Origin of the sequence: Levilactobacillus paucivorans (genome assembly GCF_001437125.1) — a bacterium.
Taxonomy (GTDB): Bacteria; Bacillota; Bacilli; order Lactobacillales; family Lactobacillaceae; genus Levilactobacillus; species Levilactobacillus paucivorans.
Map to the genome: position 1 here is coordinate 18,373 of NZ_JQCA01000126.1, position 19,694 is coordinate 38,066.

At 50.4% G+C, this 19,694-nt stretch carries 16 protein-coding genes, 1 tRNA gene and 1 pseudogene; 13 read left to right on the plus strand and 5 right to left on the minus strand.

The features are described 5' to 3' along the window. Positions 1-91 precede the first annotated feature (91 nt). Positions 92-592: pseudogene (locus tag IV54_RS09440) on the plus strand (hypothetical protein); the annotation flags it as partial. 19 nt (positions 593-611) lie between these two features. On the opposite strand, the gene IV54_RS09445 reads toward IV54_RS09440, so the two are convergent. Together IV54_RS09445 and IV54_RS09450 are read right to left on the minus strand one after the other, a co-directional pair. After that, on the minus strand, positions 612-851 hold the full coding sequence (locus IV54_RS09445) for a hypothetical protein (RefSeq protein WP_057879102.1): 240 nt from the start codon (positions 849-851) through the stop codon (positions 612-614). Between the two features lie 70 nt (positions 852-921). Further along, positions 922-2,331, minus strand: a complete 1,410-nt coding sequence (locus IV54_RS09450) for a C69 family dipeptidase (RefSeq protein ID WP_057879103.1) — start codon at positions 2,329-2,331, stop codon at positions 922-924. A 132-nt stretch (positions 2,332-2,463) separates the two neighbouring features. Here IV54_RS09450 and IV54_RS09455 point away from each other — a divergent pair, with 132 nt between their 5' ends. The 4 genes from IV54_RS09455 to IV54_RS09470 all read left to right on the plus strand — a co-directional run bounded on the left by IV54_RS09455 (position 2,464) and on the right by IV54_RS09470 (position 7,336). Beyond that, complete coding sequence (locus IV54_RS09455) at positions 2,464-3,168, plus strand: Crp/Fnr family transcriptional regulator (protein ID WP_057879104.1); 705 nt, start codon at positions 2,464-2,466, stop codon at positions 3,166-3,168. A gap of 146 nt (positions 3,169-3,314) precedes the next feature. Beyond that, positions 3,315-5,198: an asparagine synthase (glutamine-hydrolyzing) gene (gene asnB, locus IV54_RS09460; RefSeq protein ID WP_057879105.1), complete on the plus strand. Its 1,884-nt coding sequence runs from the start codon at positions 3,315-3,317 to the stop codon at positions 5,196-5,198. A gap of 162 nt (positions 5,199-5,360) precedes the next feature. Beyond that, entirely contained in the window at positions 5,361-6,617 is a 1,257-nt protein-coding gene (locus IV54_RS09465; protein WP_057879106.1) for a carboxylate--amine ligase, read from the plus strand. 5 nt (positions 6,618-6,622) lie between these two features. Further along, complete coding sequence (locus tag IV54_RS09470; RefSeq protein WP_057879107.1) at positions 6,623-7,336, plus strand: aspartate/glutamate racemase family protein; 714 nt, start codon at positions 6,623-6,625, stop codon at positions 7,334-7,336. Between the two features lie 154 nt (positions 7,337-7,490). Here the strand turns inward: IV54_RS09470 and IV54_RS09475 are convergent, their stop codons facing one another. The 3 genes from IV54_RS09475 to IV54_RS09485 all read right to left on the minus strand — a co-directional run bounded on the left by IV54_RS09475 (position 7,491) and on the right by IV54_RS09485 (position 9,730). Then, on the minus strand, positions 7,491-7,832 hold the full coding sequence (locus IV54_RS09475) for a DUF1516 family protein (RefSeq protein WP_057879108.1): 342 nt from the start codon (positions 7,830-7,832) through the stop codon (positions 7,491-7,493). 63 nt (positions 7,833-7,895) lie between these two features. Continuing rightward, positions 7,896-8,426 (minus strand): dihydrofolate reductase family protein, encoded by a 531-nt coding sequence (locus IV54_RS09480; protein WP_057879109.1) that lies wholly within the window; start codon positions 8,424-8,426, stop codon positions 7,896-7,898. Between the two features lie 68 nt (positions 8,427-8,494). Then, entirely contained in the window at positions 8,495-9,730 is a 1,236-nt protein-coding gene (locus IV54_RS09485; protein ID WP_057879110.1) for a peptidoglycan recognition protein family protein, read from the minus strand. A gap of 320 nt (positions 9,731-10,050) precedes the next feature. Between IV54_RS09485 and IV54_RS09490 the strand changes: the two genes are divergently transcribed. The 8 genes from IV54_RS09490 to IV54_RS09525 all read left to right on the plus strand — a co-directional run bounded on the left by IV54_RS09490 (position 10,051) and on the right by IV54_RS09525 (position 19,690). Further along, on the plus strand, positions 10,051-10,278 hold the full coding sequence (locus IV54_RS09490) for a DUF2187 domain-containing protein (RefSeq protein ID WP_057879111.1): 228 nt from the start codon (positions 10,051-10,053) through the stop codon (positions 10,276-10,278). A 79-nt stretch (positions 10,279-10,357) separates the two neighbouring features. Further along, a tRNA-Gly gene (locus IV54_RS09495) sits at positions 10,358-10,428 on the plus strand. Between the two features lie 316 nt (positions 10,429-10,744). Further along, positions 10,745-12,436 carry an arginine--tRNA ligase gene (gene argS, locus IV54_RS09500; RefSeq protein WP_057879112.1) on the plus strand — a complete coding sequence of 564 codons (1,692 nt, stop codon included), beginning with the start codon at positions 10,745-10,747 and terminating at the stop codon, positions 12,434-12,436. 157 nt (positions 12,437-12,593) lie between these two features. Next, on the plus strand, positions 12,594-13,061 hold the full coding sequence (locus tag IV54_RS09505) for an arginine repressor (protein ID WP_057879113.1): 468 nt from the start codon (positions 12,594-12,596) through the stop codon (positions 13,059-13,061). Between the two features lie 171 nt (positions 13,062-13,232). Next, positions 13,233-15,326: a PBP1A family penicillin-binding protein gene (locus tag IV54_RS09510; RefSeq protein WP_057879114.1), complete on the plus strand. Its 2,094-nt coding sequence runs from the start codon at positions 13,233-13,235 to the stop codon at positions 15,324-15,326. Between the two features lie 91 nt (positions 15,327-15,417). Then, on the plus strand, positions 15,418-15,762 hold the full coding sequence (locus tag IV54_RS09515) for a YlbF family regulator (RefSeq protein ID WP_057879115.1): 345 nt from the start codon (positions 15,418-15,420) through the stop codon (positions 15,760-15,762). An 87-nt stretch (positions 15,763-15,849) separates the two neighbouring features. Continuing rightward, positions 15,850-17,073 (plus strand): DNA repair exonuclease, encoded by a 1,224-nt coding sequence (locus IV54_RS09520; protein WP_057879116.1) that lies wholly within the window; start codon positions 15,850-15,852, stop codon positions 17,071-17,073. Then, positions 17,063-19,690: an ATP-binding protein gene (locus tag IV54_RS09525; protein ID WP_057879117.1), complete on the plus strand. Its 2,628-nt coding sequence runs from the start codon at positions 17,063-17,065 to the stop codon at positions 19,688-19,690. Before IV54_RS09520 ends, IV54_RS09525 begins: the two co-directional genes overlap by 11 nt. The last annotated feature ends 4 nt before the right edge of the window (positions 19,691-19,694 follow it).

Genomic DNA, 19,694 nt, shown 5'->3' on the forward strand with positions numbered 1-19,694 from the left:
TTGTACCCGCTATGGGCTATCACCATCTTACTATAAAAGAACGAGAAAGTATTCTGGAATTATTGGCAATTAAAATTAAAGTTCGTGGCGATTACCGGTCTTTGCCGATCAAAGTGGCATCGAAGGTATGCTTCAGATCCTCCATGATATGGGCCTGGGCTACCTCTTGTTAGGGGGAGAGTACACCGGCCTTATCCGGGGGTGAAGTCCAACGGTTGAAGCTGGTATCACAGATTGGCAAACGCCAGAATTTGACGCTCTTTATCTTTGATGAACCAACCGTGGGCCTGCACCAGTTGGATATTCAGCAGCTGGTCAAGGTCTTTGACCGCCTGATTCAACAGGGTGCCACGGTCATTGCGATCGAACACGACCTCGATCTGATTGCCAATGCCGATTATGTCATTGACATGGGGCTCGGTGGTGGGATTAACGGGGGACATTTGGTGGCCACCGGGACACCGCGGGAGGTCAGCGAACGGCAGATAGTGTCACGGGACACTATATTCACGAATATCTCAGCCGATTTGAAAAGTCGCAAAAAAGGAGGTCCGCCAAATTGGCAGACCTCCTTTTATTAGGACAAAGTTAAGTTCTAGTCACGTGACGGCCTAAAGTTTCTTAGAGATCGTGTAACGCTTGCTCGTGGACGGGTTCTTTTGTCCATTATCCAGCTGCTGCTCCGCTAAGAAAATATCGAAAGACGGCGCACCGTTATCACTTTTAACGACAACAACATGGCCGGATTCTGTATGGCGTTCTTGATAAATCTGCGCGGTCTGAACGGCCTCGTGATAATCGTGGAAATTCCCAATAGAGTCACCAGGATTGAAAAGTACAATTTCATCCATCATAATCATTCCTTTCGGGGCTACTAGCTTAAATTCATTATAGCGCATTTATCTTTTGAACGATACCAATTTACAGGTTGGCATCCATGGTGAAAGACAGATCCGAAAGGGCCGCATTGGCCTGGACAAGTTTACCGGCCTGTGCCTGAATGGCATTGGCGTAGGTGGCAGCAGTCTCGACATTTAAGCTACCTAGACTAGCGGAATTCGGCGTTGGAATGGCATCCCCCGCCTGTAGCCGTTGATAACCAATCGCCTGAGTCGCACCGAGAAAGTTATCGATCAACTGCCGGTTTTCGTGGTAGTGGGCCTCGCTAAGGACGTCGAGTAGTTTGCTAGCCCAGTAGGGGTTCTCACCCTGGTAGTCGCTGTTATCAGCGGCATAGTTGGCAGCAAGCTGGTCTCCCTGTGCATAGAAGGGGACGTAAGGATTGAAGGCTGGGTTTCCGAAACACTGCCAAACGATGCCGGCTAACATCGGCACGACGTCGCGACGGAGCTGAAGAATGTGGGAGTTTTGCGTCCGTGATAAGCCGACAGCTCGGAATTGATGACGCTCCGTGTCAGTCCCGTTGCCCAGCGGATCGTATGGGGTTTCCTGATAATGGGATCCCAGGAAGTTGGCGATTTCGGGCAGGCTAATCTTCTTTTCAGCATGCTGAATAAACGGTAATTCTTGGTCAGTTGGATTTTCAAAGGCGCTTGGCGTGAAGAGCTTGTGGCCGTACCAGACCCGCGGTGTGTTGTAGTGACTATCCGTGGCGGTTGCCGTTCCGAAGATATGCCGGGAGTTGAAACGATTGCCGTCGGGATTAAGGTGATGGCTCTGGACGAATTGACGGATATTAGTTGAGGTCATAAATTCTTGTGGGCGATCAAAATCAATGTCCTGAATGGCCAGTTGGTTGGCCACGACGGCATAAGCGTCGTCTGGGATCCGTTGGGCTACCCAGTGGTGACCACTGACGATTTCCATGTACCAGACCTCATTGGTATCACCGAAGAGGATGCCGTTACTCTCCGCGGCCCCATTGATTTCGACTAGGTGTCCCAGCCGTTGAACCCCCGCTTTAGCGGAGTCAATGTAGGGGAGGACGACGGTCAGCATGGCATCTTCCGCAATCCCATCGGCTACCAGTGGATCGACACCAAGGACGCGGCTATTGGCGTAGGCCGATTCGGTGGCACTCATGGCAACGTTCTTGGCATTGATCCCACTCTCTTCGTAGAACCCAGCCGAGGGATCGGTGTCAGGAACGGCTGTGTAGTGATAGGCCTTTTCGGGCAGGGTCGTTCTGAATTGGTTGCCCTTCGAGATAAAGTTCAGGTTACGGGGTTCATCGGCCACGTGGACCACGACGCGTTTCGGCCAGATGGCGACCCCGTTATCCTCGTTGCGGGCGATCACCGGATTGCCATCGATTGTGGCATTTTTACCGGCTAAAAATGAGGTACAGGCTTGATGTAGCATACGGGACATGAAAAATTCCTCCTTAGTAAGTTAGCGGTTTCATTATGGCCACTATATCACAATCCACGCGGGAAGGCTTTGTTTACCGGTTTTAGCCGTTTGTTTGCTAAAATGGAGGGTATGAGAAAGGAAGATGTGGTCATGGAACAGGGACATCAGCATCATCAGCATTCAATCGAGCGGGAACTGGAATGTGTGTCACAAGTCCCGATATTTCAGGGATTAGCGGACGATCAGATGACCTCCGTGGCCCAAGTCACGCGGCCAATCCACGCGGATAAAGGGGATGCGGTCTTTAGCACTGGCGAAGTCTCTCGGACGCTGTACATCGTGAATACCGGCCAGGTTCGGCTCTATCACTTGGCCGAGGACGGGCGCGAACAAATCTTGCGGGTTCTGAATCCTGGGGATTTTATTGGTGAGATTGCGCTATTTACGGATGAAATTCACACCTCCTATGCGCAGGCCACCAAGACGACCGAGCTCTGTACAATTTCACGGGCGGCCCTGACCGATCTGATTACGGCATTACCAACGTTGTCGATGGCGCTACTGGGGGCCTTGGCCGATCGGTTGAAGACGGCCGAACGCCAGGCCACCTTGCTGGCCATTCCCGATGCCTTGCCACGCTTGGCCGGGTACCTATTGCAGATTAGTGGTCATCGGGCACAATTGCTTGAATTACCAATGAGTAAGCAGGACCTTGCCGCCTACTTAGGGATGACCCCAGAGTCCATGAGTCGTAAGTTGCGACAGCTATCCAAGCAGGGGGCCATCGAAACGGTCGGCCGTCGGCAGGTTCGCATTACCAATGTCGATCAACTGGCCGAGTTCGCCCCAGAATGATGGCAGTGTTTACTATCCGCTTAAGAATCTTTAATAATATGGTATTCACGAATTAAATTTGCTAAAATGATGGGTGTTGTGTTTCATTAAATATTAATGAACGTTCAAATCAAACTGACTATTAACGAGAAAAAGGGGATACGCACATGTGTGGATTCGTTGGCTATGTGAATCAAAAGGATGTTCCGTCTACCACGATTAACGATATGGCAGACCGGATTAAGCACCGGGGGCCGGACGACGAGGCATACTTTAAGGATGACCAAGCCGTTATGGGCTTCCGTCGGCTGTCAATCATTGACTTGGCCCACGGGAAGCAACCCATGTACAACCGGGACCAAACGAAAGTTTTAACTTTTAATGGAGAAATCTATAACTACCAAGAAATTCGGGCTGATTTACAAAAACTCGGTTACGAATTCCAAACGGATGTGGACTCTGAAGTCCTGATCCACGGTTATGACGCTTGGGGTCCTAAATTACTGGACCGTCTGCGTGGAATGTATGCCTTTGCCATTTATGACAAGACTAAGAATGAAGTCTTCGGTGCGCGAGACCACTTTGGTATTAAGCCGATGTATTACTACGATGATGGTGAGACCTTCCTCTGGGCCTCAGAAATCAAGGCTTTCTTGGAACACCCTAACTTCAAAAAGGAATTCAACGAAGCACTGTTACCGATTCATTTGAGCTTTGAGTTCATTCCTTCTAAGGAAACGATGTTCAAGAACGTTTACAAGGTTTTACCGGGCCAATACTTTATTCACCACGCAAATGGCGAAACGGAAACGCACCGGTACTACAAGTTCAATTACGACCACATTGACAACAGTCAAACGGTTGAAGAAGATGCCAAGAAGATTCGCGGTATCGTCGACGAATCCGTTAAGACGCATATGATTGCCGACGTTGAAGTTGGGAGCTTCTTATCCAGTGGGATCGATTCTTCCTACGTGCTGAACGAAGCTTCTAAGCTACAACCAATCCAATCCTTCTCCCTGGGCTTTAAGAACTCCAAGTACAGTGAATTAAGCTGGTCCACGGAATTTGCCAAGGAAATCAAGCAAAAGAATACGCCACTCTACATGACCGGTGATGATTACTTTGATATCTTACCAACCATCATGTACTACATGGATGAACCACTATCTAACCCATCGGCTATGCAACTTTACTACCTGTCTAAAGGGACACGTAAGGCGGTCAAGGTTGCCTTGTCTGGTGAAGGGGCCGACGAATTCTTCGGGGGCTACAACACCTACCTCGAAGCTATTCCGTTCGAACGTTACCAGAAGTGGGTTCCAAAGGGTATTCGCAAGATGATGGGTGGTATTGCCGAAAAGCTGCCACGATTCCACGGTCGCCGATTCTTAGTTCGGGGAGCGCAACCGCTGAGCGAGCGGTATTACCGGGTGAACTACGTATTTGACTATCATGACCGTAACAAGATCTTGAAGAACCCAAGTCTTAACCAGGATGCCGGGGCTTACACCAAGCATCTGTTTGACGACGTTAAGGGCTTAGACGAAATGACGCAGATGCAGTACTTCGACATCAACACCTGGTTGCCTTATGACATCTTACACAAGGCCGACCGGATGAGTATGGCGAACTCTCTGGAAGTTCGGACGCCGTTGGTTGACAAGGAAGTGGCCAAGTTTGCCGCAACCATGCCAGTTAAGACGCGGATTCATGCGGATGAAACGAAGGTTTCTCTGCGGACTGCTGCCGAGGCTGAATTACCAGAACGGGTCGCAAAGAAGGAAAAGATGGGCTTCCCATCCCCAATTGCAACCTGGATCAAGACGGAGCCTTACAAGTCACGGATTATCGAAGCTTTTAACTCCGACGTGGCTCATAAGTTCTTTAACACCGATGCCTTGATGGAGATTCTTCACGAACACATCAATGGTAAGTCCAGCATGCAAAAGATCTTTACGATTTACACCTTCATTCTCTGGTATGAAGTTTACTTCCCAGAAGATACGACGGCTAAGACCGTGGATCTTGTTCATCGGACTCAAATCTAACTGAATCCGGCCCCAGAAATGGTCGGCCGATAACGATCAAGGTTGCTATTGGACTCGTCCGCTAACAACCTTGATTGCGTTTACCTAGAAAAAATGAGTGGGGGCATCCCACCCAGTACTTAACTCAATTATTTAAACGTTGTGAAGGGACTTTAAGCCGTTATGGAAACCAAGGAAGTCAAGTTTACCCCTGTTCTTTTGGGGAGTGATTTTAACGTCTACGGCATGGCACGCTCATTCTATGACCTGTACCATCAACCCGTTCAAGCCTTTGCCAGCATCCAATTGGCACCGACGCGTTACACCAAGATTGTGAATCTGGAATTGATCCCGGGATTCGATGAAGATCCTGTTTGGATTGAAACCATGCGTAAATTAAAGGAACGTTACGCCGATCATCCAGAACCCGTTATCTTAATCGGGTGTGGGGATGGTTATGCCGAATTAATCAGTAAGCACAAGGCAGAGTTGGAAGATGTCTTCATCTGCCCTTACATTGATTACGACAAGTTACGTCACCTGAATAATAAGGAAAACTTCTACAAGGTCTGTGACCAGTACGGGTTACCATATCCTGCAACACGGATCATCACGAAGGCTGAGGCCACGAGTGGTCAGCCCGTCGAACAACCCTTTGATTATCCAGTTGCTTTGAAGCCAGCCAACAGTGTGGAATGGTTAGACATCCACTTTGAGGGTCGCAAGAAGGCCTTTCGGATTCAGTCAGCAGCTGAATTCAAGGACATCGTTCAGAAGGTTTATGCCAACGGTTATACCTCCGATCTGATTCTCCAGGACTTCGTGCCCGGGGATGACAGCAACATGCGGGTGCTCAATGCCTACGTTGATCGGAACCACAAGGTGAAGATGATGTGTCTGGGTCATCCTTTACTGGAAGATCCAGCGCCATCAGCCATTGGAAATTACGTGGCGATTATTCCGGAATATAACGAAACGATTTACCAAAACATTCAGAAGTTCCTGGAAGCCATCGAGTTTACCGGCTATGCTAACTTTGACATGAAGTATGATGTCCGGGATCACAGCTTCAAGTTGTTTGAAATCAACCTGCGTCAGGGCCGGAGTAGCTTCTTTGTGACTTTGAACGGCTACAACCTGGCTGACTGGGTGGTTAAGGATTACGTGAAGGACAGCCTGAAGGATGCGCCGACGGTTTATGGCAACAAGGACGAAAGCCAGCACGCGCTGTGGTTAGGTGTGCCGGTCAAGGTCTTCAAGCAGTACACGCGGGAAAATGCCGACAAGGATCGGGCACTGAAGTTAATTGCCGCCGGTCAGTATGGCACCATTTACCATTACGATCAGGATATGAACTTGAAGCGCTGGGCCTTGATCCAGTGGATGCAGCACAACTACACGGTTAACTTTAAGAAATACTTCGCAGAAAATAAGGGGTAATCACCATGCAAAAATTCTTTACGATTATTGGCGGCATGGGTACCATGGCCACCGAGAGCTATATCCATCAGTTGAACTTACGGACGCCAGCGCACGCCGATCAGGAGTATTTGAATTATATTCTGGTGAACCACGCGACGGTTCCGGATCGGACAAACTATATCTTGGATCACAGTCAGCCCAATCCGTTACCCAGCCTGCTTGAAGATATTCAGCAACAAAGCCAGCTGAAGCCTGCGTTCTTTACGTTGCCTTGCAACACGGCGCACTATTTCTATGATGACTTGCAGGCGGCAACCGATGTGCCATTGCTACACATGCCGCGTGAGACGGTTAAGGAAATTAAGCGTCGTTATCCGAATGCCAAGCGGATCGGGATTACCGGGACGCAGGGAACCATTACGGATAAGGTCTACGAGGATGAGGTCGCAGCGGCCGGACTCGAACCCGTATTGCCAACACAGGCGATCGAGGATGAAACCATGACTCTGATCTACGATCACATCAAGGAAAACAATGAAGTGGATGCCAAGCTGTACCACCACATTCTCAACGAGATGGTGACGGAACGGCACGCCGACGTGGTGATTCTCGGGTGCACGGAGCTTTCTTTGGCTCAGGAACGTGAACCAGAACTCACCATTCCCGTGGCCGACAGCCAATCCATTTTGGTTGATCGGACGTTGGAAATGGCCTTGAAATTACGACAAGCTGATTAAGTGGTAGAGGGAGCCTGGAACAAACACCAGGCTCCCTTTTTTGATCCCGACAATTATGTAGCCGAAACGTACAACAGCTAAGCGCCTGCTGTTGCACGTTTTTAGAGATCAGAAAAGGTGTCGAGACAATGAGTCTCGGCACCTTGTGCGTGATTTATTTGAAAGCGAGGGTGAGTCCCAGGCCAACCGTGATCAGGGCAACGATACCCAGAATCCAGTAAATCAAATGAGGCGTGTCGCGTTCCATCTTCCGACCGAAACTAATTTCGATGAGGGCAATGGTGGCGATGCCCAGAATGAATTTCAGACTGATTAGAAGTGGGGCGTGCACAAACGTCCGAATGGAAAGGACAACGCCACTGATGATCATGACCAAGTAGGCAATTCGGGCGATCAGTAGGAACTGCGTGACCCGTTTTTCAGAGCGACGTGTGAGTCCGAGAATGACGAGAATGGTCAGGACGATCCACGTCCAAAAATGTAAGGCCAACCACATGACTAATGCCTCCTTAAAGTTTCAACTAGTACCAGCCTACCATATTCAATCAGTTTAGTGGAACTAATTTTGTCGCCGATAGACCATTTCGGCCAAGGGCCCATATTGGTGAACCGCCTGGAGTTCGAAAGTCTGAGGCTTAGCAAGTTCGCCGAAGAGGCGTTTACCGCGGCCTAGTAGGGTAGGCGCGACTTGCAGGTAAAGGTCGTCTACCAAATTAGCGGCTAGGAGTGGCGTCAAGATTTGCTGACCACCGACAATCCAAACATTTCCTTTAGCCTGCAAGCGTTGGGCTAGGTCAACCACGGGTGTGTCCGTGAAATGGAGTGGTCCCTGATCAGAACGCGACTGGTGTGTCAGCACATAGCCTGGTATGTCAGCATTGTAGGGGTTCAGTGTGAGGTCTTCGGTCATGTCAGCCTGAATGGTGTCATAGGTGACTCGTCCTAGAATAGCACTGGCCATCTGGCTCAGAGTCTCCTGTCCGATGTTGGCGGGGAGGCCTATCAGGCCAGTGAGCCAGTCCAACCGATCATCTTCGGTTGCGAGGAAGCCATCGAGAGAGACGGCGCCGTAAAATTGAATTCTTCCCATTAGAAATCTCCTTAGGTGGCGAAATGGCGTTGGAAAAGATTCCAACGCCATTTCGGCTAGTCTTGATTTTATTGTAGGCTCGTGGATTTTACCCAGTAGGATTTGCTCCCAATGGTTCCACGATACCAGGTGGAGTTGTCCGAAGTCTTCACACCTTTTTTATTGAGCTTGATGGTTTGACCGGCCTGGAAGTCTTGCGTGTGGGCCGTGACCGTACTCAGGTAGTTTGAATTGAGTACGTGGTTGTATAGAGCTGAGTTAGAGGTCGTGTTCAGGGTCTTGGTTCCACTGGCATCCTTATAGGTGACATTAGGGAAGTTCAAGACATTGCTGCAGACCCAGTATTTGTAAGTGGAATGCTTGGCAAAGCGGATGCGATACCAGGTTCCACTCCAGCCGCCTTGTTTAACCCCACGGATGTCGACGTAGACCTTCGCTCCCCGGTAGTCAGCACTCAGGTTACCCCAACCAATCTTACGGGCCTTAGCGGTGCCTTTAACGTGGTTATAGACGGTCCAGTTCGTATAGTTGTTCGCCAGAGTCGCCGTTTCGTTGTTGGTTCCGGCGTAGTACTTGACCGTCTTGGGCTTGGCCGACGTGTGTTGGTTGGAATCATCCGTTGTGCTACCGCTGTTGTTACTGTTACCGGTGATCTTGGCATACTGGGTGTTCACCAGGCTCATGAAGTCGGTCATGGTGTAGGTCGTGCCAAAGTAGGCCTTGGCGTTGGCTTTCCAATAACCATCGGGGTCGGTATGATCGGTCCCGCCTAAATTATTCGATACATCGTGATGGGAAAGAACCGTCGTATTACGCTTGGGCTTTAACCCATACTTGTTCAAAATGTAGGCCGTGTAGTAGGCGGACTTATTCAATTCATTCGCGAATGCGGACTTGGAGTGAACCTCGACCTGTTCAAATTGAACGTAGCGCTGGTTACCATAGTACCCTGATCCCCAACAGAGATACTTGGTGTTGGCCACGTTGATGATATTGCTGGCGTCAATGAAGGTGTGAACAAAATCGTTCTGATAGTTATTCTTCATGTAGGCAATTTCATTGTAGATTGTGGACTTGGGATTGGCCGTTTCGTGAACCACGACCCCTTCAGGCTTACCATAACGGTAGCTATTCTTAGGGAAACCGCTCCAGATTTGCGTGGTAATCTTTGGTGTGGCGTAACCCTGGTTGTTAATATAAGTATTAATTGAGTTGGCGCTAGCCGGGGTGGCCGCCCATAACAGGCCCACCATTCCCGCAGCTAGGGCGATTCCCCGAACCGCTCTAAGGTGCCATTTTTTCATAATTAAACGTCTCCTCCTCGTTTGTTTTGAGTCAATTGATTCGGCTGAAACACAACGCCTTGATTATAACTTATTTTGAGGCAAATGCGTACGGTTGGGAAAGTTAGAAAAAGTAGGGGTGACGTTCGGGAAAACGCTATCTTGGTGGAAATAACAATAGTAATTGAGCACAACTATCGGTTTTTGGGGGAACGGCTCGAGATAAGTCACAGAGTGTTCGGAATTCCCCGATTATTTCAAACTCCTTACAATTCATTTGCTTGCGGTGACCCGTGAATTTGACTATAATGTTACTTTGCATACGAAAGGAGCGACGAACAATGGCTGAAGTTGAACTCAAAGTTGGCGATTACGTTGCGGCGAAAAAGTTTGGTCCTCTGGAACACAGCTTTACTGGTGAAGTGACCAAAGTGTATGATAATTCAGTTTTAGTTGAGATCAAAGAATATGATCCAGCTGATAAGACGGCGGTTGGAGACATGAACAACCGCGCTGTCGTCCGCAAGTCGGCGGCAAAAATTACCGAGAAAAAAGTGGATAAAGACTAGTTTTTTGCGGTAGTTTTGAATTAATTTGCAAAAAAATAATGACAACTCACAGGAGGTATGCTATACTTTCTTGTGTTGTGCGGGTGTAGTTTAGTGGTAAAATTCAAGCTTCCCAAGCTTGCGTCGCGGGTCCGATTCCCGTCACCCGCTTTCGAATGGGACGGCCAGTTGGTCGTCTTTCTTATTATTCGAAGGCTAAACTGATACGATTAGTAGATTGTGTGTCTAAGTCAAGCGAGTCCGGAATGGTGTGAGCCGGATCACAGACCCAACCGAACGGGCGTTGTCAGATCGAACATTTAAATGAATTTAAAGTGGACTTTCAAGTCAATCAGAGTGGTACCGCGGGTTTACCTCGTCTCTTACAATTTATTTTGTAAGGGGCGTTTTTTTGTCCCAGCGACTAGATGGTGTAGACTGAAAGTAGTTATCTGCGATGGACAATTGTTTAGGGAGGAAAATAAGGATGGATTACAAACAAAAAGTAACAGCAGCCTTGACGGCGGCATTAGACGGTCAGTTGACGGCCGACGAGATTAGCAACAAGATTGAACGGCCTAAGACGTCTGACAAGGGGGACTTAGCTTTCCCAACGTTTACGTTGGCCAAGGTCTTGCACCAAGCACCCCAACAGATTGCCAAGGACGTGGCGGCTAAGCTCGACACGACCGGTTTCGAAAAGGTTGAAGTGGTTGGCCCATACTTGAATTTCTTCTTCGACAAGAACGCGTTCAGTGAAGAGACCCTGAAGACCGTTCTGACCGAGGGCGCTGACTATGGGAAGAACGAAGAGGGTGCCGGGGGCAACGTGCCAATCGACATGTCCTCACCTAACATTGCCAAGCCAATGTCCATGGGTCACTTGCGGTCAACGGTGATTGGAAATTCCATCGCTGAAATTCTTACGAAAAATGGTTACCACCCAATCAAAGATAATCACTTGGGTGACTGGGGAACCCAATTCGGTAAGCTCATCACGGCCTACAAGCTGTGGGGGAACGAAGCCGATGTTAAGCGTGACCCGATCAACAAGCTGGTTGAATACTACGTTCGTTTCCATAAGGAAGACGTGGAACATCCAGAATTGGATGATGAGGCTCGTGAATGGTTCCGTAAGCTCGAAGCCGGCGACCCTGAAGCAAACAAGCTGTGGGCTTGGTTCCGTGAAGCTTCACTGCAAGAATTCAGCCAAGTTTACGATGAATTAGGCGTATCCTTCGATACCTTTAATGGGGAAGCCTTCTACAACGACAAGTTGGAAGAAGTTGTCCAGATCTTAAAGGACAAGCATCTGCTGGTTGAATCTCAAGGGGCCCAAGTGGTTGACTTGAGCAAGTACGACTTGAACCCAGCACTGATCTTAAAGAGTGACGGGGCCTCGCTGTACATTACGCGTGACATCGCCACGGCTCTTTACCGGGACCGGACTTACGCACCAGCCAAGAATCTCTACGTGGTTGGTTCCGAACAAGCCTACTACTTCAAGCAATTGAAGGCCGTTCTGACTGAAATCGGATTACCATCTGCTTCGAAGTTGCAGTACGTGCCATTCGGGTTAATCACGGTTGACGGGAAGAAGTTGTCAACGCGTTCTGGCCGGATTATCCTGCTGGCTAAGGTCCTCGAAGAATCCGTTAAATTAGCGGGTGAAGAGATCAACGAGAAGAACCCAGACCTGCCTAACAAGGAAGAAGTCGCGCACCAAGTTGGGGTCGGCGCCATCGTCTTCGGTGACTTGAAGAACGAACGGACCAACGCCATTGACTTCGTTCTGGCCGATCAATTGAAGTTCGAAGGGGAAACGGGTCCTTACGTCCAATATGCCCATGCTCGTGCCGAAAGTATCTTACGTAAGGCCGCTAGTGTCGACGTTAAGGCCGGTGGCAACGAGATCTCTGATCCCGAGGCCTGGGACACGATCAAGACCTTGGCCGACTTCCCAGCGACGGTCAAGATGGCCTGTGCCGAACTCGAACCATCCGTCATTGCTAAGTTTGCCATTCGCTTGTCGAAGACCTTCAACAAGTACTATGCGCACTCTAAGATTCTGGCCGAGGATGCTGAATTACCAGCACGTTTAGCCTTAGTTAAGGCCGTTTCCACGGTTTTGAAGGAATCTCTGCGACTCTTAGGGGTCCAAGCACCAGACGAAATGTAAACCGAAATCAAACGAATCACCTCGCTAACGCGGGGTGATTTTTTTGCGTAAAAAAAGAATATTTGTTACACTTACTTTATAAATATGCAGAGACATGTGGCTTAATTCCGCATCCTTTGTTATACTTAATGCAATTTTATGCGGGAGGGTGGTCACAATGAAAAAAAGTATGCGGCAGGCAAGAATCGAGCAGTTAATTAATCAGTATCCAATTGGTACGCAAGAAGAATTAATGGAGCATTTGGAGGAAGTCGGCATTCAGGCCACTCAGGCCACCATCTCGCGCGATATTCGAGAAATGCAAATCGTGAAGGCTCAGGATGGTCATGGACATCTCCGCTACACGATCTTTAAGGCGGGGAACCGGAGTGAGGAAGAACACCTGCGTGAAACCATTAACGAGGTGGTTACGGGCTTGACGCGTGTCGAATTCGTCAACATTTTGAAAACGCTGCCGAGCAATGGGAACCTGTTGGCGGCCATCTTCGACGATCTGAATTTACCAGAGATTGCCGGAACCTTAGCGGGCCACGACACCATCTTTATCATCAGTCCGGATGCTAAGGTGGCAGCTCGACTCCACGACGAGATTGCGGCGGAAATGAATCCTGATATTATTCATTAATTCAATTATGAAAGCTCTGACACCCGCGAAACCTATTTTCAATTGGTTTCCGGGTGTTTTTCATCGGCTTAAGTGAAATTAAAGGTTCATAAAGTTTCACTGAAAACGCGGTTAGACACGGTGTTTATGCTAAAATAGCCATAATATAACTGAGATAGAAGAGGCTATTGAATGAATACCCAACAACCTAATCAGACCAAGGGGTCAGGCTTTAAAGCCCACTTTAAACGGATCTGGCACCGGTATCAATTGACCCGGTGGATCATTGTGATTTTGTTGAGTGGCTTTCTGGCGTTAAGTGGGTACATGACCTTTATGGCCAAGACCGCTAACGTGGGTAACCTGAAGGCGGCCCTAGAGAATCCCACCAAGATCTATGACCGACACAATAAAAAAGCGGGGACTTTATACTCGCAAAAGGGGACTTATGTGCCCCTGAAACAGATCTCCACGAATGTTCAGAGCGCGGTGGTCTCAACTGAAGATCGGAACTTTTACCACGAATATGGCTTTTCTTTTAAGGGCTATGCGCGCGCGTTTTTCTTGTACGCTAAAAATAAGGTGCTACGGCGTGATTACATCAGTGGTGGGGGAAGTACCTTAACCCAACAACTGGCGAAGAATGCTTATTTATCACAGGAACAGACCTTCACGCGGAAGTTCAAGGAACTCTTTCTTTCCATCGAAATCGAGAACGTCTATAGCAAGAAAGATATTCTCTCGATGTACCTGAACAACGCCTACTTTGACAATGGGGTCTGGGGGGTTCAGGATGCCGCGGAACGCTACTTCGGGACCACGGCGGATAAGTTGACTGTTCCCCAATCGGCCGTTCTGGCAGGGATGTTGACGTCTCCGAGTGGATACAATCCAATTAAGCACCCGCAGGCCTCACGGGCTCGCCGAAATGTTGTCCTGGGACTCATGGCCGAGACGGGCGCGATTACTTCAGAACAGGCTAAACAGTATCAGGCCACGGCTTTGACGACCAGCGATGATTACACCTATAAGAACACCTATAAATACCCGTATTATTTTGACGCAGTGATTAATGAGGCTGTCAGCAAATATGGCTTGACGGAGTCTGAAATCATGAACCGGGGTTATAAGATCTACACAAGCCTAGATCAGTCGAATCAGTCACAGATGCAGACCCTCTTTAAGAATGACAGCTACTTCCCAGCCAATGCCAGTGATGGCACTAAGGTCCAGGCGGCCAGCATTGCCATCGATCCCAATACGGGGGGCGTGGAAGCCGTCGTCGGTGGCCGGGGCAAGCATGTCTTTAGAGGGTACAACCGGGCGACCCAGATGCAGCGGCAACCAGGGTCAACAATTAAGCCGTTGGCCGTCTATACGCCAGCCCTGGAGAACGGCTACTACTACGATTCCGAATTGACGGATAAGAAGAAGTCCTACGGGACGAACCATTACACACCAGGAAACTATGGCAACCAGTACAGTGGAAAGATTCCAATGTACCAGGCGTTAGCTCAGAGTACCAACGCCCCAGCCGTCTGGTTACTGAATAAGATTGGTGTGGACAAGGGGTACGATTCCGTGAAGAAGTTTGGTCTGCCGGTAACCAAGTCTGACAAGAACCTTGCCTTAGCATTGGGAGGTTTGAAGACCGGGGTATCACCACAGCAGCTTGCCCAGGCCTATACGGCATTTGCGAACGGGGGGACCATGTCTTCGGCCCACTACATTCGTAAGATTGTGGATGCCTCAGGGAACGTTGTCGTGGATACCCAGGATAGCGCACCGAAGACCACCAAAGTCATGTCGGCGAAAACTGCCAAGCAGATGACCAGTATGATGATGGGCGTCTTCAACTATGGAACCGGGGCCTCGGCTAAGCCGTATGGCTACACGATTGCCGGGAAGACCGGGAGTACCGAAGCCGATGGGGATGCCGATGCCACTCGTGATAAGTGGATTGTCGGGTACACGCCAGATGTGGTCGTGACGACCTGGGAAGGCTTCGATAATACCAGCGATAAGCATCACTTGGAGAACGTGAGTGGAACCGGTGAAGGCCCACTCTTCCAGGCTGAAATGCAGGGTATCCTACCGAATACCAAGGGGACCTCATTCACCACGAAGGATGCGTCGACGCTAGCTAAGGCCGAGAATTCTGGGTCCGATTCGAGTGACATTTGGGATCAGGTTCAGCAAGGCATTGATGATGCTGGTAAGACCTTTAACAATGCTGCCGACAAGGTGAAGTCTTGGTGGGAAAAGGCCAAGTCCGTCGTCAATTAACAAATGACGTTGGGTCAGTCCCCAAAGCATGGTACAATAGTTAATGGTTATTACCTAATGCGGGCCACGGCCCATCGAGGAGGAAACATTCATGGCTGACGACATGCACACACTGGGCGAAAAGACTGCCCAAGTTTTGCAAGATACGCAAGAATTCAAGGATTTAAAGGCTGCCTTTGCAACAATGAAGGCGGACGAGGAAACCTTCCAACTGTTTAAGGAATTTGAACAAGTTCAATTGAACTTACAACAGAAGCAGATGACGGGTCAACAACCAACCGAGGACGAAATGAAACACGTCCAAGAAGTTGCGGGACGCGTCTCCAAGAAGGATGCCATCAAGGCTTTGATGGAAAAAGAACGGGGCTTAAACGACCTGTTAACTGAGTTAAACAAGACTATTACGGAGCCTATTCAAGATATCTACAAGGGCTAAGGACGAGATCGTCGGCGCAACCACTCACTTTGGAGGGTCGGTGCCGGCGATTTTTTTATCAGTTGTTAAGGGGAGGGAGCAGACATTATGAAATTTATTCACGCGGCGGATCTTCATTTAGACAGTCCCTTTCTAGGGCTACAGGATCTGCCCACGTCACTATTGACGCAGATTCGGGAATCCACCTTTAACGCGGCCACTCGAGTCTTTGACCGGGCACTGGCCGAGCAGGTGGATTTTGTTCTCTTGGCGGGCGACCTCTTTGATCGCGCGGAACAGAGCGTAGCGGCCCAGGCCTACCTGATTGAACAGTTCGATCGGTTAGCGCAGGCACAGATCCCCGTCATTTTGGGATTTGGGAATCATGATTTCCTAGCCGACCAACATCTGTCGATTGCCTACCCGGACAATGTTACGGTTCTTGGACCACAGGTAACGACGGTGACGCTGACATTACGAGACGGGCAGACGGTTGCCATTAGTGGTTTTAGCTACGACCAACGGTGGGTGGCTCACGATCCGCTGGCGGCATTTCCAAAACATGCGACGACCGATTGGCATTTGGGGATGTTGCATGGAGCCGTGGCAATGGGCAGTGGTGATCACTATGCGCCATTTACGGTGGCCGAGTTGTTAGCGAAACGCTACGATTACTGGGCCCTCGGGCACATTCACCAACGTCAGTTCCTAAATGAAAATCCGCCAATTCTGTATGCCGGGAATACCCAGGGGCGCGATCGCACAGAGACCGGTGAACGGGGAGCCTATCTGGTAACTAGTCAGGATCACCGGTTGGTACCGAAGTTCTTCGCGACGTCGGCCCTAGTGTGGACCAATCCAACGTTAACCATTGCGGCCTCGACCCCGACCTTGGCCGAGATTGGCGATCAACTGGCTACTTGGCTAACCCAGGCTCCCGCCACGACACCTGAACTGGTCGTGCCAACCTTGGCACTAGCAGGACCGTTATCGGCTGCTGACCAGGCGCAGGTGACCAGTGGTGACTGGTTAGCCTTATTTCAGCGAACGCATCGTCGAGCGATGCAGGACGCACAGCGGGTCGTCGTGGCCTTGCGTTGGGACTCGCCGGTTGCCACCACTGAGAAACCGCAGTTGGACACACGGTACTGGACAACCGGTGCGGATCAGGTATTCACTTCAGAAAATTTACAAGATTTGTTTGGCAAATTAGCCCAGGAGCCGGCTTTGGCCGATTGGTTTGCGGACCCGAAAACGGCGCCGGTACTCCGAGAAGAGGCCACCAAGCTATTAGCCGCCTTGGCGGGAGAGGAGGATGACCATGCGTCTTAACCGATTAACAATTTATGGGTTTGGCCAGTTTCATGATCGAACCTTTGACCTACATCCGGGACTTACCGTTTTCTTGGGGGCCAATGAGGCTGGGAAGTCGACATTGACGCAATTCATTAGTGCCATCCTGTTCGGGTTTCCTACGAAGAAGCATCCCACGCTGCGGTATGAACCCCTGGATGGTAGCCGTTTTGGTGGTGAGATTTCGTTTACACAAGGGGGCCAAGACTATCTGGTGACGCGGGTGGATGGTCCTCGCGGAGGCAAAGTAACCTTACATAATGTGACCAGTGACCTCAAACTGCCGGCAACGAGTCTGCCACATCTGTTGGCACCCATGGATGCGACGCTTTTCCAGCAAGTCTACGCCATCAACGAACCCCGATTGGCCGCAGTCTTTGCGACCTCCAAACAGGAACTGGTGGATCACCTGCGGCACGTGGGTGCAGTGGGGAGCGACTTCTGGTTAGTGCAGGCTAGCAAATTGGATGAGGCAGCTGACGCCCGTTACAAGCCCCAGGGGCGGAATCCCGAACTGAACCGTTGGCTACTAGAGTATCGTGAGTTGCGGGCCAAATTGGATCGGGCTAACGCGGCTTATCCCAAGTATTGGGATCTACTCGATCAACGTCGACAGCTGACTCAAGACCAGGCCGCGTTACGGCAGACACTTCAGGCAGAACGACAGCGGGTGACGACGGGGGAACAACGCCTGGCTAAATGGCCCATTTATCAACAATGGACAGCCTTGGCATCGGCCAATGATCCGGTGGCAACAGGTTTTGCACCACAGGATGCAGCGACCTTGGAACGCCTGGTTAATCAGCAACAGGTGACCCAAGAAAGTCTAACTCACGATCAGCAAGAATTGACGACTCAACGGCAAGCGGCCCAATTGACACCGCTATTTCAGCATTATTTAGAAACAGTTGATCAGCTGGCACCAACCCTGGCAACTATTCCAGATACTTTGGTGGCGGCGCATACGGTCGAGCAGACAGGTTCTCAGCAGGCCGATCTTCAGAATCGCGCGGAAAACCTGGAACGCCAGTACGCCCATCAGGGGCAGATGCCGCGGGCATTCTCATTGGCGACGCTTCAAGAGGTCACCCAGTTGCGACAGGCGCTGACCGCGGCGAACCAGAAACGGCGGCGACTCCAGCAGAATTTAAATGACTTGAATGAACAATTCCGGCAACAGCAACCGACGCGGCAACAACAGCGTAATCCGTTGGCAGATAAGCAGATTGGGTGGCTAGCCGCCGGGCTCATTGTCCTGATTGGATCGCTATTTTTACCTTCGGCCTTCTTGAAATTAGGTGGGGCCCTGGTCGGGGTCGCCGTCGGGTATTATGGCGCCTTCATTGTGTCTAGCGGGACGCCCGCGACGCAACAGACCGACGAACTGGAGGCGGAGATTCGTGACCTGCAGGCGCAACTCCGTGAAGGGTCGAGTACCACGTCCGAGCTGACGAATCGGCTGGACGCCATTGGTGAAAACTATGGCATGGCCGATGTGCCGCTGGAGGAATGGGCCACAGCGCAAGGGGCGATTGCGGAGTGGGAACGGCTGACCCGACAACTGGAAGCCGTCACCACGGACTTTCAGGCTGCCCAGCAACTGGTCACAGACTTTCAAAAGCAGATTGGGGCGACCTTGCCCGAATTGGCTGACCGCGACTTGCAAGATCAAGTCGATCAGTTGCTGGATCTGCAACGCCAACAACAGCGATTGGCCACGCGCGACAGTGATCTCAGCGCGCTAAGTGAACGGGTTAAACGCGATCACACGACACTCAAGCAAGCTACCGCCGCGGTGACGACTTTTCTCCAGACGCGTAATGTGACGGACTCGCAAGCCTTCTATCGGCAGTATCAAACCGTTCAGGAACGCGATCAGCGGCAGCAACGGCGAGCCGATCTGGCCCATCAGTTGGGTGAGGCTGATTTGGCAGCACTCCAAGGTGTAGCGGATGAGGCGACGCTACAGGCCACTTTTGAACAGGACCGCCAGCGATTGGCGGCGACGCAAGCGCAACTAGATAAGGGGAATGAACGCTTGGCCACTTTGGCCGGTCAGATTGATCAGTTAACGTCGAGCGGGACCCAGGCAACCTTGCGGCAGAAACTAGCCGACTTGGAAACCCGAATGATTGCGACGACCCAGCGCTGGCTGGTCGATCGGCTGGCGAGTCAGTGGATTGCGGCAGCCTTGGCCGCGGCTTCCAGTGATCGGTTACCGCAGATTGTCACCAAAGCTAGTGAATTTTATGGTAAATTAACCGAAAACCGGTATACTGAAATTGAGTTGACGGAAACAACGCTACGTGTTCGCCGGCGCGATGGTGAGTGGCGGACGGTGAGTCAGTTGTCACGGGGAACCGCGGAACAACTCGACTTTGCTGTCAAGTTGGCCTTTGCAATCGTGATGACGCAACAGGTTCAGATGCCAGTGGTTATCGATGATGGATTTGTAAACTTTGATGTGCAACGGCGTCATCAGGCTTATCGGCTACTCGATGAGATTAGTCGCGACACCCAGGTGATTTTGATGACGGCCGATACCGCCATTGCCACTGACGTCGCCGAACAACAGATTAGCCAATTAGTAGACTAGGAGG

Bases quoted from the DNA above. Each gene is read 5' to 3' on its own strand.
- asnB (WP_057879105.1), top strand. From the start codon at position 3,315: ATGTGTGGATTCGTTGGCTATGTGAATCAAAAGGATGTTCCGTCTACC.
- IV54_RS09480 (WP_057879109.1), bottom strand. From the start codon at position 8,426: ATGGGAAGAATTCAATTTTACGGCGCCGTCTCTCTCGATGGCTTCCTC.
- IV54_RS09465 (WP_057879106.1), top strand. From the start codon at position 5,361: ATGGAAACCAAGGAAGTCAAGTTTACCCCTGTTCTTTTGGGGAGTGAT.
- IV54_RS09455 (WP_057879104.1), top strand. From the start codon at position 2,464: ATGGAACAGGGACATCAGCATCATCAGCATTCAATCGAGCGGGAACTG.
- IV54_RS09445 (WP_057879102.1), bottom strand. From the start codon at position 851: ATGGATGAAATTGTACTTTTCAATCCTGGTGACTCTATTGGGAATTTC.
- IV54_RS09450 (WP_057879103.1), bottom strand. From the start codon at position 2,331: ATGTCCCGTATGCTACATCAAGCCTGTACCTCATTTTTAGCCGGTAAA.
- argS (WP_057879112.1), top strand. From the start codon at position 10,745: ATGGATTACAAACAAAAAGTAACAGCAGCCTTGACGGCGGCATTAGAC.
- IV54_RS09505 (WP_057879113.1), top strand. From the start codon at position 12,594: ATGAAAAAAAGTATGCGGCAGGCAAGAATCGAGCAGTTAATTAATCAG.
- IV54_RS09525 (WP_057879117.1), top strand. From the start codon at position 17,063: ATGCGTCTTAACCGATTAACAATTTATGGGTTTGGCCAGTTTCATGAT.
- IV54_RS09470 (WP_057879107.1), top strand. From the start codon at position 6,623: ATGCAAAAATTCTTTACGATTATTGGCGGCATGGGTACCATGGCCACC.
- IV54_RS09475 (WP_057879108.1), bottom strand. From the start codon at position 7,832: ATGTGGTTGGCCTTACATTTTTGGACGTGGATCGTCCTGACCATTCTC.
- IV54_RS09515 (WP_057879115.1), top strand. From the start codon at position 15,418: ATGGCTGACGACATGCACACACTGGGCGAAAAGACTGCCCAAGTTTTG.
- IV54_RS09520 (WP_057879116.1), top strand. From the start codon at position 15,850: ATGAAATTTATTCACGCGGCGGATCTTCATTTAGACAGTCCCTTTCTA.
- IV54_RS09490 (WP_057879111.1), top strand. From the start codon at position 10,051: ATGGCTGAAGTTGAACTCAAAGTTGGCGATTACGTTGCGGCGAAAAAG.
- IV54_RS09510 (WP_057879114.1), top strand. From the start codon at position 13,233: ATGAATACCCAACAACCTAATCAGACCAAGGGGTCAGGCTTTAAAGCC.
- IV54_RS09485 (WP_057879110.1), bottom strand. From the start codon at position 9,730: ATGAAAAAATGGCACCTTAGAGCGGTTCGGGGAATCGCCCTAGCTGCG.